This window comes from Nafulsella turpanensis ZLM-10, from assembly GCF_000346615.1.
GTDB classification, from domain to species: Bacteria; Bacteroidota; Bacteroidia; order Cytophagales; family Cyclobacteriaceae; genus Nafulsella; species Nafulsella turpanensis.
Genome location: NZ_ANNU01000019.1, coordinates 119,371 through 136,514, shown reverse-complemented (window position 1 = coordinate 136,514; position 17,144 = coordinate 119,371). Strand labels below are relative to the sequence as shown.

General features: G+C 48.0%; 17 protein-coding genes and 1 riboswitch. Of the genes, 8 read left to right on the top strand and 9 right to left on the bottom strand.

Annotated elements, in window-relative coordinates:
• Positions 1-160: 160 nt before the first annotated feature.
• The 6 genes from F752_RS0109215 to lpxK all read right to left on the bottom strand — a co-directional run bounded on the left by F752_RS0109215 (position 161) and on the right by lpxK (position 6,468).
• Complete coding sequence (locus F752_RS0109215; RefSeq protein WP_017731440.1) at positions 161-1,366, bottom strand: trans-sulfuration enzyme family protein; 1,206 nt, start codon at positions 1,364-1,366, stop codon at positions 161-163.
• Positions 1,367-1,418: 52 nt separating this feature from the next.
• Positions 1,419-1,766 (bottom strand): 4Fe-4S dicluster domain-containing protein, encoded by a 348-nt coding sequence (locus F752_RS0109210; RefSeq protein ID WP_026135629.1) that lies wholly within the window; start codon positions 1,764-1,766, stop codon positions 1,419-1,421.
• A 241-nt stretch (positions 1,767-2,007) separates the two neighbouring features.
• A riboswitch (SAM riboswitch) is annotated at positions 2,008-2,110 on the bottom strand.
• Between the two features lie 196 nt (positions 2,111-2,306).
• Positions 2,307-2,759 (bottom strand): hypothetical protein, encoded by a 453-nt coding sequence (locus F752_RS0109200; RefSeq protein WP_017731437.1) that lies wholly within the window; start codon positions 2,757-2,759, stop codon positions 2,307-2,309.
• A 148-nt stretch (positions 2,760-2,907) separates the two neighbouring features.
• Positions 2,908-3,507 (bottom strand): tRNA-(ms[2]io[6]A)-hydroxylase, encoded by a 600-nt coding sequence (gene miaE / locus F752_RS0109195; RefSeq protein WP_017731436.1) that lies wholly within the window; start codon positions 3,505-3,507, stop codon positions 2,908-2,910.
• 6 nt (positions 3,508-3,513) lie between these two features.
• The gene (locus F752_RS0109190; protein WP_236613998.1) at positions 3,514-5,397 is read right to left on the bottom strand and encodes a putative porin; all 1,884 of its coding nucleotides are present in this window, start codon (positions 5,395-5,397) and stop codon (positions 3,514-3,516) included.
• Between the two features lie 21 nt (positions 5,398-5,418).
• The gene (gene lpxK, locus F752_RS0109185) at positions 5,419-6,468 is read right to left on the bottom strand and encodes a tetraacyldisaccharide 4'-kinase (RefSeq protein WP_017731434.1); all 1,050 of its coding nucleotides are present in this window, start codon (positions 6,466-6,468) and stop codon (positions 5,419-5,421) included.
• 91 nt (positions 6,469-6,559) lie between these two features.
• Between lpxK and F752_RS0109180 the strand changes: the two genes are divergently transcribed.
• Positions 6,560-7,657 carry a Nif3-like dinuclear metal center hexameric protein gene (locus F752_RS0109180; RefSeq protein ID WP_040664494.1) on the top strand — a complete coding sequence of 366 codons (1,098 nt, stop codon included), beginning with the start codon at positions 6,560-6,562 and terminating at the stop codon, positions 7,655-7,657.
• A gap of 7 nt (positions 7,658-7,664) precedes the next feature.
• A complete protein-coding gene (locus tag F752_RS0109175) occupies positions 7,665-8,432 on the top strand; it encodes a zinc ribbon domain-containing protein (RefSeq protein ID WP_017731432.1) in 768 nt (255 codons plus the stop codon).
• A 256-nt stretch (positions 8,433-8,688) separates the two neighbouring features.
• On the opposite strand, the gene F752_RS0109170 is transcribed toward F752_RS0109175, so the two are convergent.
• Both F752_RS0109170 and F752_RS0109165 read right to left on the bottom strand, forming a co-directional pair.
• Positions 8,689-9,942, bottom strand: coding sequence for a chorismate-binding protein (locus F752_RS0109170; RefSeq protein ID WP_017731431.1), 1,254 nt, complete (start codon positions 9,940-9,942; stop codon positions 8,689-8,691).
• A gap of 1 nt (position 9,943) precedes the next feature.
• Positions 9,944-10,366 carry a hotdog fold thioesterase gene (locus F752_RS0109165; RefSeq protein ID WP_017731430.1) on the bottom strand — a complete coding sequence of 141 codons (423 nt, stop codon included), beginning with the start codon at positions 10,364-10,366 and terminating at the stop codon, positions 9,944-9,946.
• A gap of 176 nt (positions 10,367-10,542) precedes the next feature.
• Here F752_RS0109165 and F752_RS0109160 point away from each other — a divergent pair, with 176 nt between their 5' ends.
• The 6 genes from F752_RS0109160 (at position 10,543) to F752_RS0109135 (ending at position 16,395) form a co-directional block, all read left to right on the top strand.
• The gene (locus tag F752_RS0109160) at positions 10,543-11,172 is read left to right on the top strand and encodes a histidine phosphatase family protein (RefSeq protein ID WP_017731429.1); all 630 of its coding nucleotides are present in this window, start codon (positions 10,543-10,545) and stop codon (positions 11,170-11,172) included.
• A 61-nt stretch (positions 11,173-11,233) separates the two neighbouring features.
• Positions 11,234-11,623 carry an ArsC/Spx/MgsR family protein gene (locus tag F752_RS0109155; protein WP_017731428.1) on the top strand — a complete coding sequence of 130 codons (390 nt, stop codon included), beginning with the start codon at positions 11,234-11,236 and terminating at the stop codon, positions 11,621-11,623.
• A gap of 340 nt (positions 11,624-11,963) precedes the next feature.
• Positions 11,964-13,688 (top strand): 2-succinyl-5-enolpyruvyl-6-hydroxy-3-cyclohexene-1-carboxylic-acid synthase, encoded by a 1,725-nt coding sequence (menD, locus tag F752_RS0109150; protein ID WP_017731427.1) that lies wholly within the window; start codon positions 11,964-11,966, stop codon positions 13,686-13,688.
• Positions 13,689-13,790: 102 nt separating this feature from the next.
• Positions 13,791-14,633: a 1,4-dihydroxy-2-naphthoyl-CoA synthase gene (locus tag F752_RS0109145; protein ID WP_017731426.1), complete on the top strand. Its 843-nt coding sequence runs from the start codon at positions 13,791-13,793 to the stop codon at positions 14,631-14,633.
• A 214-nt stretch (positions 14,634-14,847) separates the two neighbouring features.
• Positions 14,848-15,951, top strand: coding sequence for an AMP-binding protein (locus F752_RS23780; protein ID WP_017731425.1), 1,104 nt, complete (start codon positions 14,848-14,850; stop codon positions 15,949-15,951).
• A 9-nt stretch (positions 15,952-15,960) separates the two neighbouring features.
• Complete coding sequence (locus tag F752_RS0109135) at positions 15,961-16,395, top strand: DUF2141 domain-containing protein (RefSeq protein ID WP_017731424.1); 435 nt, start codon at positions 15,961-15,963, stop codon at positions 16,393-16,395.
• Here the strand turns inward: F752_RS0109135 and F752_RS0109130 are convergent.
• Positions 16,375-17,133, bottom strand: a complete 759-nt coding sequence (locus tag F752_RS0109130) for a histidine phosphatase family protein (protein WP_160164100.1) — start codon at positions 17,131-17,133, stop codon at positions 16,375-16,377. The genes F752_RS0109135 and F752_RS0109130 overlap by 21 nt on opposite strands.
• Positions 17,134-17,144: the final 11 nt, after the last annotated feature.

The window sequence follows — 17,144 nt, the reverse complement described above, 5'->3', positions numbered from 1 at the left end:
GGTTCTGTTAAACTGATAAATTACTCCTTCCTGTGGATAGTCCTCTGCGCTGGATAGGGCATACAGCAGCCTATGTACATGCAATACATGCAACAGCAACAAAAGGCATTTACCAACTGCTCCAAAAGGGCGCTATGGATGTTTCTCAGTTTCATAATGCTTATTTATCTACCGCTACCTGGCTTATTCCTTTAGAAGCCCGCAGCGCATTTTCAATATCTTCCAGTATATCGTTTATGTTTTCAAGGCCTACACTCACCCGCACAAGGCCTGGAGTAATCCCCACCTGCTGCTGCTCTTCCGCACTCAGTTTCGAATGGGTGGTAGAGGCAGGATGAGTGGCAATGGTACGGGTATCGCCCAGATTGGCCGTTATCGAAAGCATTTGCAGGCTATCCAGGAACTTACGGCCTCTTTCCACTCCCCCCTTAACAGAAAAAGTAATAAGGCCACCCCCCTTTTTCATTTGCTTCTTGGCCAGCTCATATTGCGGATGCGAGGACAGGAAAGGATACTTTACAAACTCCAGCTCCGCATGCCCCTCCAGGTACTCCGCCAGCTTAAGTGCATTATCGCAATGACGATCCATGCGAACGGCCAAAGTTTCAAGGCTTTTAGAAAGAATCCAGCCGTTAAAGGGTGAAAGAGCGGGACCGGAATGGCGGGCGAAAAAGCGCACCTCCTGTATTAATTCTTTTTTACCAAGTATTGCCCCGCCAATGGTACGCCCCTGTCCATCGATAAACTTGGTAGTGGAATGGGCCACAATGTGTGCGCCATAGCTGGCGGGCTGTTGCAGGTAAGGAGTAGCAAAGCAGTTATCGACAATCAGCAGCAAACCATGGGCCCCGGCCAGCTTACCCAGCCACTCCAGGTCTACCAAATCGAGCCCCGGATTAGAAGGTGTTTCTACAAAAATAAGCTTTGTGTTGGGCTGAATCAGATTCTCCCAGCTTTCAGGCTTGTCGATATCAGCATAGGTGTGCGTAATACCCCACTTCGGAAATATGCGGGTAAGAATCTGATGGGTGGAGCCAAAAAGAGAGCGCGATGCCAGAATGTGGTCGCCGCTCTGCAGGAGCGCAGCCATGCTCGAGAACATAGCCGCCATGCCGGAGGCGGTGGTAATACCATCCTCCGTTCCTTCTAACAAACACAGCTTTTCTACCAGCTCATTGTTGTTCGGGTTAGAGAAGCGGGTATAAATATTTCCTTCCTGTTCATCGTTAAACAAGGCCCGCGCCTGTTCTGCATCTTCGAACGTAAAGCTGGAAGTCATATAAATGGGTGCTGTATGCTCCCGATGGCTACTCTTTTCCGTTTGCGTTCGTACTGCCTGGGTTTCAAAATGTTGTTTACGCTCCATTTTTTATCTTATGTCTTACTTCTTATATCTAACGTCTCAAATCTCCCGTCTCCTACTCATTATGCAACCACGCCTTTTTGGCCAGCAGTTCTTCTTCTGATTCGCGATGGTCGGGGTCATCCACGCAGCAGTCTACAGGGCAAACAGCGGCACACTGCGGCTCTTCATGAAAGCCCATACATTCTGTACACTTACCTGTTACGATATAGTAGAATTCATCTGAAACAGGTTCCTGAGGGGCATTCCCTTCCACGACTGTTCCATCTTCCAGTTTAACTTCTTTTAAATCCGTGCCACCGCTCCAGGTCCATTCCATGCCACCTTCATAAATGGCAGTGTTCGGACATTCGGGCTCACAGGCACCACAGTTGATGCATTCATCGGTGATCATTATTGCCATGACAGAAATTCTTGTTTGATAAAAACATTGAAAAACAGCAGAAAGGTGCTGTAAAGCAGGTAAGGCCTTGCCTGATTCTGATCAGGTATCCGGAAAATTAACAGAAAAGAAAAAGGAGAAGCCCGCCAGGCAGATTAACAGCAACAACAATTAACTGCAGATGCCATATTAGAAAAATAAAGCTGCTGGCTAATCTTGAAAAAACCGGATGTAATAATTGAAATGCTCATGGCCTTTAGTCAATTTATAATTCCCTATACGTTTGGGCAGGAATTGGCACCTTGCTTAGCGGCAGGTTGCCAGAGGGTCGTAGAGCCTGTACTCTCACCTCTTCGGTATAAATCAACTACGCCGGGGTAATTGATGATTCAAATATAGGACTTAAGCCATGAAAGCTCAACTGATTGGCAAAATATTTTAAATCAGGAAAAACAAAAAAGGAAAAGAGAAGCAAGAAAACGGGCGATTCATAACCATAAATTACCTTTTCTGCTCCTAAAGAAAATATTTATGAAGATACCCCGGCGCCGGATGTTGCCTTTATCTTTGCAGCCTGGAATTTGGAATGATAATTCCTTCCTGCCCGTCGAAATCAAGGAAAACTTCTTCATCCGTTACTTCTATCCTTCCTGCACTGGAAAAATTGCCATGATGAATGGTTACTCCATACACCCCATTTGTCAGATTACCTAATGAAATAAACGCCATTGCCGGTCCTAAGGCAGTAAGGCACCCTCCTTCCGGCGGCTTTACTCCTGTAAAAGAAATAGTAAATCGATTATCCTTTACCTCTTTTTCCCGGATAAGGATGTACCCCTGGCAGGGATAGTCTTTCTCAGTCGTAATAATGAGGGTAAATTCGGAAGAGCTCTCTTTCACACTTTCTGTCATTTCTATCCGGAGGGCCGAATCGACAGGCAACAACTCTATTCCCTCTTCTTTTTCGCAGGCAAGTAATAAAACCAAAAAGAGTATTCCGATGATCTTTTTCATGGTAAAGATGCTGAAGTTAGAAAGGATTTGCGGTGATAAGACACTGCTTCTTTAAAAAAGGTTGCATCTACGTGGCAATAATTACAGCGGGCTAATTCAATCGTTCTTCCACAAAAAGCTGGGGCTTACCTCTCTCCCACTCTCTTACTTAATGCATTCTATCAGGCCGTACCTCCATGTTCCGGAGGATGTCGGCTTCGATACGGAGCAGCTCCTGCCACCTCTCTTCCACTACAGGCGCAGGCATATATTCCCTTGCCAGCTGAAGGAAGTTTTTATAGTGTCCTGCTTCCGACACCATTAATTCGTAATAAAACTTCTGCAGCTCCTCGTCCGGAATATACTTCCACAGAAGTTTAAAGCGCTCACAACTACGGGCTTCGATAAGCGCATTTATAAGCAGCTTATCCATCAGCTGCCTATCCCTGCTCCCTCCCTTTCGCTCATGCCGGCTCAGCTCCAGCACATATTCATCGCGGCGAATAGGTCCGAGCTTTATACCACGCTTTTCCAGCTGCTCGAGCACCCGCTCAAAGTGGCTCCATTCCTCTGCCACAACAGGGGTAAGCATTTCCACCAGCGCCTCCTTTTCAGGAAACATCACAATAAGAGAAATGCAGGAAGAGGCTGCTTTCTGTTCACACCAGGCATGGTCAATCAGGATATCGCCAATATTTTTTTCAGCAATGTTCACCCAGCGCGGATCAGAAGGAAGCTGAAGGCCTAATACATTTTTAGAATAATCCATCTGCTCTTAATCGAAAAACAACCAGTCAATACCAAGGTCAAAGGTGCGGCCGGTGCCTGAGTAAAATGGAGTGGTAAAGTAGCCATTGTCCGGTATCCCTTCATTCAGGTGGCTCATCCGCAGAAATACCCTGGTAGTATTGATTCGGAAACCAAAAAACAGGTTAATGATGGGATAGGCCGGTACCAGGAACTCATCCTGCACCAGGAACTGCTGCATAACCGGGTCGTAGGCATTGGCATAATAAGCAGATCGCCAGTTGGCATCGACACCCAGCTGCCCTACCAGGTTGCCCCCAAACATTTCACCTTCGTAATATATGGAGGTATTGTACAGCCATTCCGGTACATGGAAGGCCTCTGCCGCCTCACCACTTACCATGCTGTAGGTTAGCTCATTTTCCCAGAAAATGCGCGGAACAAACTCCCAGCGGAAAGAAGCAAAAGGTGAAAGGGTTTGCGCCGAACCTGTAGTCTGTACCGGCCTAACATTTACAGGACGCCCATTGAGCGTTAGACTATCGGCAGTAAAATACAAAGGGCGCTCCACCAGTGCCGCCCGCACACCCGCCGAAAATTGCAGGCGTTTAAAAGGAATGTTTGCCGCAGCATTTAATTCATTCGCCACGGGCGCCTCAAACTGATTATGCCACTCACCATGGTTTCCAAAATAGGTTTGGGTAATATAAGCCGGCTTAAACTTTGTACGGCTCAGGCCCGCCTGCAACCATTTAAAGCGTATGAAACCGGCTGCACGGTAGTAGCCCCCCCACAAATATTCTCCTTCGGCCGAAAGCATCAGCGAACTGTCGGCCGCCAGGCGAAGGCTAAAGCCGGTATAATCTTCACTCTCTTCCAGCGGTTGCAAATACTTGGGAGCGTAGCGAATATCCTTCCGCTTGTAATACAGGCGGTAATAAAGCGCCGCCACCTCTCCTTTGAGCCCCAGTTCATTTTGCCAGTAGGACTGGTGCAGGCTATCGTGGGTGATGGTTTCATTAATCAGGGCCTGCTCATAATACCTGAGGTCCCTGCTCAGCGGGTCGTCGATATATTCGTTGGCCTCTGTCTGGCGATCGAACCGGTGGTATACCTCCGTCAGCTCATTTACCTTATACTGATGGAACAGGTGATAATTGATTCGCAACAACTCACTACTGGCATTCTCCAGCCTTATTTCTGAATCTTCATAGCCAATGATGTTCGAAATATCTTCCGGCAAAACATTCACCGCTATACCTCCTGACTCATCTACCGTGTGTTTCAGGCGGGAAAAATTAGCCAGCACCTGGTAGCGCAAGTCCTGTGTTTTATAATAGGTAAACAAATCGTAGGCAGTAGAAACAATCTGCTTATCGCCCCTGCGACGGGTTGGGCCAATTTGCTTATCGGCAGTAAGGCGCCTGAAGTCAAAACCCACATTCCAGTTAGGGGTTACATTTCGACTGTGCGTTACCTCTACCAGAGAACGGCCATTCCCGGCCAGAAAATATGTGAGGTCGGTGTATGGTGAGCGGGTATTATAATATTCGAAATCTTCGGGTGCATAAAACCAGTAGTCATATACATCAAAGCCACTTCGCAGGCCAATTACTTCCGGAGCCTCATAAAATATTGGACTCAGGGCAGTGCCTACATTTCCTAAATTCTGATAGCGATAATCCAGCCTTTCCAGCTCATCGAACTGGTAAAAGTTATTGATAAGGGTATCCGGGTAAGCGAAATCAGTAGGATCGGCATTATACAGGAGATCGCTCTCTGTAATATAACGGGTGGTGGTAGGGCCGTAGACCAGTTTTGTACTATCGTCGAGAATCTGGCCCGAAAGACTGAGAGGCAACAGCAGCACCAGAAACAGGAGATAAAGTACAGGTAGTTTATATTTTTGCACGCTCAAAATTAATAAATAGGCTTAAACTTTCATTTTTTCGACAATAGTTTTTGAAAGTAGCAAACGAAAGGCCTCTTCGCCTGCCAAAAAACGGTGCCGAACCGGCAAAGTATATACCGGCACTCTCTCAAGGAGCTGGCTAAGAACAGGGTCCTGCCATTTGGCGGCATCTTTAGTAGTGGTAAGCAAAACCGCTCCCTCCTGTTGCCGGGCAAAATCAACCACCTGCTGTAGGTCTTCCTTCTTATAGTTATAGTGGTCAGGATACGGAAAATGCTTTAATAGCTGAAAGCGCCCCTTCACTTCCTCCTCCAGCAGGGAGGCATTCGCCAGCCCGCTTACCAATACTACTTTCTCAGGAGCCGCCAGGGGTTCGCCTTTAAAGGGCTGCGGCGCATCATAGGCAAGGGTACTGAAAAATACAGGTTTTCCCGCTCCTGCATAGCGGGCAATGGAGGTCCGGTAAGCTTCCAGCTTTTTTTCGTCCACCGAGGGCGGGCATTTGGTTACCACGATGGCTTCTGCCCTGGCTGCTCCTTTTCGGGCTTCGCGCAGGCGACCCGCAGGCAACACATAGTCATCAAAGAAAGGGCGCTGCCAGGTGGTGAGCAGTATATTAAAATCGGCTTTTACTGCCCGGTGCTGGAAGGCATCGTCCAGCAGAATCAGCTCTACCTCCGGGTGGGCATACAAGATTTCCGGAATAGCAGCCGTTCGCTCTTCCCCTACCGCCACTACAATCTTATCCTTCCAGGCCTGGTATAGCTGGTAAGGCTCATCACCCAGTGTTTTAGCCGACTCTTCAGGCCCTGCAAGGCGGAAACCTCTCGTGCGGCGGCCATAGCCCCTGCTGAGAGTAGCCAGCCGGTAATCCTGTTGCAACAGGCGAATCAGGTATTCAACCATAGGGGTTTTCCCTGTTCCGCCCACGGAAAGATTACCTACATTAATAAGCACCGGGGTGAATGCAACACTTTTCTTCATCTCCAGTTCGTAAAGATGGTTCCGCAGCCGGGTGATGCCGTCATATACAATTGAAAAAGGATAAAGGAGCGTCTGCTGAATTTTCATGAATGGCTGGCTTAGCTAAAGCTTTTACTCTCTGTAGCTGGCATTGGAGCACGAATTGCTTATTTTTGAACGACTGCAAATTTCGGAAATTATGCTGAAGATTAAAGACCTTACCGATTATTTAGAAAGCTGGGCGCCACTACCCTTTCAGGAAAGCTATGATAATGCCGGCCTCCTTACCGGAAACCGGCAGGAGGAGGTAAAGGGAGTGCTCATTACCTTAGACATTACCGAAGAAGTGGTAGAAGAAGCCATTAGCCGCGGCTGCAACCTTATTGTAGCCCACCACCCCATCATCTTTAAAGGTCTCAAGTCCCTCACAGGCCGAAATTATGTGGAGCGTACGGTAATAAAAGCCATCAAAAATGATATCGCATTGTATGCCGCTCATACTAACCTAGACAACGTACAAAGTGGGGTAAATAAAAAGATAGCCGACAAAATCGGGCTAAAGGAAGCAGAGATACTAGCCAAGAAAAGTGGCATTCTCCAGCAGCTTACTTTTTTTGTACCGAAGGAAAATACACAGGAAGTACTTTCGGCCCTTTATGCCGCCGGGGCCGGACAGGTAGGCAATTACAGCAACTGCAGCTTTAGAGTGGAGGGCACCGGCACCTTTAAACCCGGGGAGGAGGCTAATCCGGCCATTGGTACACAAAATAAACAGGAAGAGGTTGCTGAAGAGCGGGTAGAAGTTGTTTTCCCTGCTTATCTGAGTCATAAAATAAGAGCTGCCATGCTGGAAGCCCATCCTTATGAGGAGGTTGCCCATTTCTTACATACCCTGGAAAATGAATACCAGGAAACGGGTGCAGGCATGGTGGGTTATTTACCCGCCCCAGTAGAGGCTACAGAATTCCTGCAGCAGCTCAAGGAAAAAATGCAGCTTTCCTGCATCCGCCATACCGCCTTACCCCAGGGAACTGTACAAAAAATAGCAGTTTGCGGAGGTGCAGGCAGCTTTTTACTTTCCGCTGCAAAAGCAGCAGGAGCCGATGTGCTGGTAACTGCCGATTTTAAGTACCATGAGTTTTTTGATGCTGAAGGGCAGATTTTGATTGCCGATATCGGGCATTACGAAAGCGAGGTTTTCACAAAAGAACTCATTTATGAGAATTTAAGAGAAAATTTTAGTAATATTGCACTCTATTTGAGCGAAATAAGCACGAACCCAATAAGTTACGTATAAAGCATACATGGAAAGTACCGTATCACAAAAATTAGAGGCCTTACTGGAGCTACAAAATATTGACAATGCCCTGGATGCCATTAAAACAATAAGAGGTGCCCTCCCGGAAGAAGTAAGCGATCTGGAAGACGAGCTTGCCGGCTACCAAACCAGGATCACTAAATACGAGAACGAATTAAAGGATATTGAGGTAGGTATCGAAAATAATCGTACAAGCATTAAGGACTCTGAAAAGCTCATTAAGAAGTACGAAGAGCAGCAGATGAACGTCCGCAATAACCGCGAGTACGATGCCATTACCAAAGAAGTAGAACTTCAGAAGTTAGAGATACAAATCTCGGAGAAGCGCATTAAAGAGGGCTATGCCCAGATTGAGCGCAAGCAGGAAGAAATTGATGCGACGAAAGCACAGCTGGAAGAGCGCAAAAAAGACCTGGATGCCAAGAAAAAAGAGCTGGATCAAATTACCAAAGAAAGCTCAGATGAAGAACAGAAGCTGTTAAGCGACCGTGAAAAAGCCGCCAAGCGGGTAGAAGATCGCCTGCTAAAAGGCTATGAGCGTATTCGCGGCAATGCCCGGAACGGACTCGCAGTTGTTACCGTTAAGCGCGGTGCCTGCGGAGGTTGCTTTAACCTGGTGCCACCACAACGCCGTGCCGACATTCGCGACCATAAAAAGCTTATCGTGTGCGAACACTGTGGCCGTATTCTTGCCGATGTGGACGACGACATTGAGGACGAAAACAAGCCTACCCGCCGCGTAGGACGCCGGTAATCCTTAAATAAAATAAAAGCAAAAAGGCTGTTTGATGGTAACATCAGCAGCCTTTTTGCTTTTTTAGATTAATCTTTTTTTCTCATGGCGCCCATCCACCCCTCGCAGACGGAAACCTCTCAACGCCATCTCTACTCCCTCGGTACTCCAGTTCTGGAAAGGGAAAGAGTTGAGTCGGCCACACCTCAGCCGAGCTTAAAGAATTAGAGACAAAAAAGGGTAATGAGCTCTTGGACTCCGGAAAAAACCGAAAAACTTATTCAGCCCCCAGAAAGGCGGCAAGGGTCGCACACTTCTGTTCTGTCTCCTGCCACTCCCGCTCAGGCTCAGAGTCGGCAGTAATTCCTGCACCGGCATATAGAATAACCTCCTTCTGAAGCAACTGCATACAGCGGAGGTTTACATATAAATGAGTTTCGCCTTCTACCCTTACCGGACCCAGGAAGCCTGCATAAAATTCTCTGCTCAGCTGCTCGTGCTGATTCAGAAACACCTTGGCTTCCGTACGAGGCATCCCGCAAACGGCAGAGGTAGGATGCAGGAGCTCCAGCATCTGGCTACCAAGCGCCGGGAAACCTGTCGCTTCCATATCCACCACAAAGTCGGTGCGCAAATGCATAAGATTGCCAGCCACCACGGTTCGCGGTCCCACTTCCTCAAACTCCCTTAGGCGTATCTTTTTAAAGCAGTTAATAATGTAACGACTTACCAGCGCCTGTTCCTCTATCTCCTTTTGTCGCCATACTGCCTCGGCCGGGCGCGGAGCAGCAGATTTGGGCTGTGTACCCGCTAGGGCCATGGTCCGGAACATCTTCTGCTCATTGATGCTGATGAGGGTTTCCGGCGTAGCGCCCAGCCAACTCCCTACCTCCGGAATACTCACAAAGGATACAAAAGCATTTACATAGGCCTGGCAAAGCGTGCGGAAGAAGGGCAGTAGCTGAAAATCCGACTTGAGCTTAACTTCCTTTTTTCGGGCACACACCACTTTCTGGAGCTCCCCCTCCCTAACTTCCTGTATCGCCTGTGCAACCAGCTGGCAATATTGTTCTTTTTCTGTTCCGCTGGCCTGTATCCCCGGCTGCACAAAATAAGGCAGGACCTTTCCCCCTACTTCCACTTCCAATGCACGGGCCAGTAAAGCGTCTGCTTTTTCCTGGAGTGCAGGACTCAGGTCAGGCGATAATTGCACCGAAGCTCCGGACTCAGTGGTAAGATAGAGGTGAGCCTCTAATAAAAGGCTCTGCTTACTTTCGGCCGCCCCTGCTTCGACGAGGTCGGCCGCATAAGGAGTAAACACAAAGCCGGATGGCAGTTTTTCCACCTCCGGATGGACGGTCCTGGCCTTCCCGGAAAGGTCGATAAGAAGGTGGCATTTTTGCTGGCCGGGAGAGCGCCAACAGGCTACAGGCAAGCCTTCGGCCAGAGCAGAGAATAGGAGCCGCTCTAGTGCCTCTTCCGCAGGAATTTCTAAAAAATGTTCTGAAAGCAGTTCCTCCGCTTCTTTCATATTATTTCATTTCCAGTATCGCCATAGTGATCCGGCTGATGCACACTAGCACGCCCTCTTCGCTGGAGATACGGATCTCCCACACCTGGGTTGATTTTCCAATATGAATAGGTTTACTCACCCCCACCACATAGCCACTCCTCACACTTCGCAGGTGATTGGCATTGATATCCAGCCCTACGGCAAACTCTTTTTCTGTATCGATACAGCAATGAGCAGCTACACTCCCCAGGGTTTCGGCCAAGGCAACAGATGCCCCGCCATGCAGCAGCCCGAAGGGCTGGTGAGTACGGGAATCGACCGGCATTCGGGCCGTAAGAGAGTCCTCCCCTATAGCCGTAAATTTAATTCCCAGGTGCTCCAGCAGTGTGTTTTTGCTCATTTGGTTGAGTGCTTCGAGCTTGATACCAGGTTTAAATACCATATTTTTCGTAATTTTAGCCCTGCGTGAGGGGTAAAGGCCCGTGTTTAAACCCAAACCTTCTTGTTTGGGTGCCTGGGTGAGGGCCGAAAGTCCGCCCCGCTTGTACCTCCTCAGGCAATAGGGGCACGCCCAAATATCAACTAAATTCCGGCAGGGAGTGTAAAATTAAGGCAAAATTGAAAAGCAAAAAAATATTTCTGTTCAGGCACGGACAAACCGAATACAATAAAAACGGAATTGTACAGGGCAGCGGCATTGATGCTCCGCTTAACGATACCGGCCGATGGCAGGCGGAGCAGTTATGGAACTTCTATCGTGAGCATCCTTTCGAGCGGGTATATACCTCCGCACTTATCAGAACCCATCAGACGGTGGCACGCTTTATAGAGGCCGGCATTCCGCATATACAGTTTGAAGGGCTCAATGAGATTAACTGGGGAATAAAGGAAGGAAAAACCTCTACTGCAGAAGACCACGATGAGTATATGAAGGTGGTGAAGGCCTGGCAAAGTGGAGAATTGCATGTAATGATTGAAGGTGGAGAAAGTCCCCTGCAGGTACAGGAGCGACAAAAGCTGGTACTGGACTATTTAACCCGGGAAGAGAAAGCAGAGAATATCCTTATTTGTATGCACGGCAGGGCCATGCGGATACTGCTCTGCCTGATGCTCAACTACCCGCTATCGGAAATGGATATTTTTGAGCACCATAATACTTCTCTCTACAAACTCACTTATACCGGAAGCATGTTTGTGCTGGACGATTACAACAATCTGCTCCACCTGAACGGAAGCGGCCCTGCTTAAGGCCCTAAACAATTCAACTTCTGTACCGTTTTTCGTATACAAGTAAAATTGAAATGACTGTATGGAATATAATAAAAGAGAAGCGATCATATACTGGAATCCGGATGTGAAGCGCGATAAGAATACCTATAATTTAGTGAAGCAGCTTACGGAGCATATTAATGATATAGATGTAAGAAAAAATATGCCAAACTCCCGGCAGCTGATAGAAATGCTGGATAAGCTGGGCAGACGGGCGCAAGACCTGGTCGATAAAGGCTCTACTACTTATAAAGAAAAGTTTAGTGATGTGGAGTTGAGCGAAGAAGAGTGGTTAAAAGCCTTAGTGGCCAACCCGGAGATGCTCTATACACCTATCGTGTTCCTGGGCGACCGCGGTATGATTGTCGATACTCCTTCACGGGTTTTGGACCTTGACCCAACACATGGGTTCAATGATTTCCAGGTTTAAGGTAAAGGTGGGAGATCTGAAATAACAGATAATAGATTGAAGAGCCAGGAAGCTGGAGACGAAGTGTTCATCAATGGCTCTTATTCCTAGGGGATGCAGGAGACTAAAGCAACCTGTTGATTATTTGAATGAGCATTATTAGCAGATACCCTGAAAGCTTTTATCCTTCATGAACTCACTTCTTCCGCTCCCCCACCCATTGCATGGAGATAAATTTAATAAAACATAGCCGGTTTACCACCGGCTTTTTTTTGGCTATGGCTCGGGAATAGATTTAGCAGACCAATTTTTAATATTGGCCTGCATAGCCGATATTTGTTTTAGATAATTTTTTACGCCTTTGATTTTACAGTCTGTTAACGATATAGCCGCACTTTGTGCACAGCAGGGCATTAAGGAAGCCATTCTTTCTCCGGGTTCCCGTAACGCCCCCCTCACGCTGGCATTTACTCGGCACCCACACATCCGCACCCGAACCATAAGCGACGAACGCTCCGCAGCTTTTATCGCCCTTGGAATGGCCCAGCAACTAAAGCAGCCCGTGGTACTGATTTGCACCTCCGGCACTGCCGCCTATAACTATGCCCCGGCAGTAGCCGAAGCCTTTTTCCAGCAAATTCCCCTGCTGGTACTTACAGCCGACCGCCCTCCTGAATGGATTGACCAGCTCGACGGACAAACCATCCGCCAGCAAAATATTTATGGTGCCCATGCCAAAAAAGCCTGGCAGTTGCCCGCCGACCTTCGCCACCCCGATGCCCAGTGGCAGGTAAACCGCAGCCTTAACGAAGCCATTAACCTTAGCCGCCAGTTCCCTGCCGGGCCTGTACATATTAACATCCCTCTTCGGGAACCCTTCTACCCGGCAGAAGGAGAGCGCTGGTACTATTCGGAAGAAATCAGAACCATTGAAAACTGGGCTCCTGCCTCCTCTTTAAGTAATGAGCAATGGAGCCAGCTGGAGCTGGAATGGAAGAGCTTTGGCCGGAAGCTTATTGTAGGCGGACAACAGCAGCCGGATGCAGTATTATTGAAACAACTGCAGCAAACCGCCCGCGTACAGAAGATTCCTGTGGTGGCAGATATCATCAGCAACCTGCATGGAATTGAAAGTGCCATCCGCCTGCAGGATAGCTTTTTGAGCCGGAGCAATGAGCCGGAGCTGGAAGCGCTTCAGCCAGAGCTGCTGATAACTTTTGGGAAGTCTGTCATTAGTAAAAACCTGAAGTTATTCTTACGGAAGTACCAGCCAAAGGCACACTGGCACCTGCAACCAGCCGGCGAGGTGGCCGATACCTTCCAAAGCCTTAGCAGGATTATTCCGATGGAACCTGCCCGGTTTTTTATGGAGCTGAACAACCGGGGCATAAAGGCAGAAGAAAGAGTGAAGGAACAGAAAGTGTACCGCCAGGAATGGTTTTCGCATCAGGAAAAAAGCGAAAAGGCCGCTGCGGCTTTTTTCCAGCCAACCGAAAACTGGGGGGAATTTCATGCCGTTCAGCTTTGCCTGGGCCAGCTTCCGCCGCATTATAAACTGCACCTGGCCAACAGTACCGCCGTACGTTATGCTAATTTTATAGGGCTTTACACCTCACAAAAAAATATTGAGGTGCTGGCGAACCGCGGCACCAGTGGCATCGACGGCAGCACCAGCACGGCTCTTGGCGCTGCCCTGGCAGATAAAAGCCTGCACCTGCTTATAACCGGCGATATGGCCTTTTTCTATGACCGTAATGCCCTCTGGAATAATTACCTCCCTCCTAACCTCCGGATTATGGTGCTAAACAACCATGCCGGTGGCATTTTCAGACTTATAAAAGGACCAGGCGAGCAGCCGGAGTTGGAAGAATATTTCGAGACCCGGCAACCCCTTACAGCCGCCGCCACCGCGCGGGAGTTTGGCCTGCAATATTTCCATTGCAGCAGTAGAGAAGCACTGGAGACTGCTTTACCAGATTTCCTGTCGGAAGAGGGCGGTCCAAAACTGCTGGAAGTAGAAACAGACAGCAAAACCAATGCTGAGCTGCTAAAGCGGTATAAACAGGGAATTCATGCCTATGAGTAACAGGTTCATTCGGTAAGCCGAAAGGAATTTATTTTCTCCATAAATGGAATGTGAAGTTTTCCCGACCACCTAAAAGCAAGTAAAATAATAATTTAGATAAACATGAGTAAAGCAAACTGGCAAACAGTAAAGGAATACCAGGATATTACCTATAAAAAGGCGAATGGAGTAGCCCGTATCGCATTTAACCGTCCGAACGTACGCAATGCCTTTCGCCCCAGAACAGTAGGAGAGTTATTTGAAGCCTTCCTCGATGCCCGCGAAGATACCTCTATTGGGGTGGTGCTGCTATCGGCCGAAGGACCTTCTACCAAAGATGGTGTCTATTCTTTTTGCAGCGGCGGCGACCAGAATGCCCGCGGCCACCAGGGCTATGTAGATGACGAAGGCATGCCCCGCCTGAATATACTGGAAGTACAGCGACTAATTCGCTTTATGCCGAAGGTGGTTATTGCCGTGGTGCCGGGCTGGGCGGTAGGCGGCGGCCATAGCCTGCACGTGGTGTGCGACCTTAGCCTGGCCAGTAAAGAACATGCCATCTTTAAGCAAACAGATGCCGATGTAACCAGCTTCGACGGTGGCTATGGCTCGGCTTACCTGGCAAAAATGGTGGGGCAGAAACGTGCCAGGGAAATCTTTTTCCTCGGGCGTAATTACTCTGCCCAGGAGGCCTATGATATGGGAATGGTTAATGCCGTCATTCCGCACGAGGAGCTGGAAGATACAGCCTATGAGTGGGCGCAGGAGATACTGGCGAAATCACCTACTTCTATTAAGATGCTGAAGTTTGCCTTTAACCTCACCGACGATGGAATGGTAGGCCAGCAGGTATTTGCCGGTGAAGCCACCCGCCTCGCCTATATGACGGAGGAAGCCAAAGAGGGCCGCAATGCCTTCCTGGAGAAAAGGAAACCTAACTTTAAGGACATCAAGTGGATTCCGTAAAAAACAACCTATTGGGTAAATCCTTTTAGTAATAAAAATAGCGGTTAAAGAGATGCACCTGATTTTTTTAAAAATATTTTATAATTCGCAACTTACTGATATACAGCAACGTATAGTTAAGTAATTAAAAGCTATTCAAAATGGATATCGGGCTGAGCAATCAGTAGAAGATTGAAAATTTTGAATAGCTTTTCTTTTTATTCTCACTCCCTTTATGCCAGATCATTTTTCATTACAAATTGGTGACAGCCATTATACCGAAGAAAATATCCTGCAAGGAAAGTTTGAACCTACCATAACCGATTCCTTTACCCAAGCTCTTCTCCGCTTTTGCCAAAGCTGGCTCAAGGGGCAGGATAGTTTTACCATTCATACTTCCGGCTCTACAGGTCAGCCCAAACCTATTTCACTAAGCCGGCAGCAGATGCAGGCCAGTGCCCGCCAAACTGTAAAAGCTCTGGGGCTCTCCGCAGGTAATTCTGCTCTTCTCTGTATAAATGCGGAATATATTGGCGGAAAAATGATGCTGGTTAGGGCTATGGAACATGGCCTCCACCTCACGGCGACACCACCATCGGCCGACCCACTGGCTCATTTGCCTACCGATACACACTTTGACTTTTCAGCCCTTGTACCCCTGCAGCTGGAAGCGATTCTGCGGAACCCGCACAGCAAAGCCATATTACAAAACATGAAGGCTGTTATCATTGGAGGAGCAGCGGTAAGCTCCTCTCTCCGGGAGCAGTTGCGCAATATAAAAGCCCCTCTGTTCAGCACCTATGGCATGACCGAAACTGTATCGCATATTGCCCTGCAGAGGCTAAACGGTCCGGAAGCAACCGATTTCTTTACCGCCTTTCCGGAGGTAAAGCTAAGCCAGGACAGTAGAGGCTGCCTGGTAATAGAAGGAGCCGTAACAGGCAATATTCCCGTCGTTACTAATGATGTGGTGGACTTATCAGGAGGAAACCGCTTTCGCTGGATAGGTCGGGCCGATAATATTATCAATTCCGGAGGTATTAAAATTCAGCTTGAAAAAATTGATGCACTGGCGGCGGCAGCCTTTTTACAGTTGGGTATAGAAAGAAAAGTTTTTGCCTGGGCCCTGCCCGAAGAACAACTGGGGCAACGGCTAGTTCTTATAGCTGAAGGTGCTCCTTTCACTACCGCTACAGAAACAGAGGTTTTTTCCCATTTAAAGCTGGTACTCGGCAAATACGAACTACCGAAAGCTATTTTTTTTGTGAAAAATTTTTGTTTCACCCCATCCGGAAAGATACAGAAAGGAGCTACTGCTGCGTTAATAGACAAACCCTGATTCTTTTAGATGAAGACTTTTTTTATCCTCAGCTGTTCGCTTATTTTTCTTAATTTCATTATCCCAAAAGAAGAAAGGGGCACCCTAAAAGTAACGGTTACCGGCATCGATTCGGCCGAAGGACTTATCCGCGCTGCCTTATTTCAGGGAGAAGAGGGCTTTCCGGATGATGAAGCAAAGTCGTTCCGTACGGCCTCCGTAGAGGCAAAGGAAGATAAGGTAATTTTCTTCTTCGAAGATTTACCCTATGGCGATTATGCCATTTCTCTGCTGCACGATGAGAATGAAAACGGCAAAATGGACACGAACATCTTTAGCTATCCGAAGGAAGCCTACGGCATTTCCAACAATCCTGAAGTAGTCTTAAGTGTGCCTTCCTATCAGGAGGCGATGGTAGAGCTGCAGGAGCCTCAAAAAAATATTCTAATCCATTTGCGCAATTGAGCCACCCTCTTCTTCATCAATTTTTGCAAGAATAGTGGCACCCAGATAGTCCCTACCTCCATCTCTTACCACCTCCCAGCCAAGGTCTTTCAGGTACTTCTTGATATACCTGTTGAGGAACCCATGCGCCACCAGCACCACTTTATCGTGACGCTCACTGTGGGTCGCCAGCTTAATAGCCCCAGCCATGGCCCTTTCTCTGGCCTCTTCAAAACTTTCAATTCCTTCTTCGTTGAAACCCAGCAACCATTCTATACGGGCCGTAATAGTCCAGTAGCGTAAAGGAAGATCCATTTTAATCCGGCGATCACCCAGACTCCGCTCAAATTCCCTAAACTCTGCAGACTGGGTGATGTCCCGCTCGGTGCCAAAAAGGTATTTAGCCGTAGAGATAGCCCTGTTCAGGTTACTTACAAAAATGAGCACCTCCTCCTCCTCTTCCAGCTCAAAAAATGGCTCATCCGGTATGAGTATACCTACACTATCATAGTCCTTGATGTACTGCTTGGCCTCCTTATAATTAAAGCGACCGATCTTGTTTAGGTCTGGCTCCCCATGGCGAATCAGCGCAATCTGCTTCAACTCGGCTCCCTCCGGCATTACCTCTTCACTTAATTCCAGAAACCGCATCTTTTTCGCAACAGGCACCCCCTCTACTGATACATATTCAGCCTGTTCATTTAGCGCCTCATACTTTTCCTCCAATACAGCAAGGAGTTTTTCCTGGCAGCCACTCATACTTATCCCTA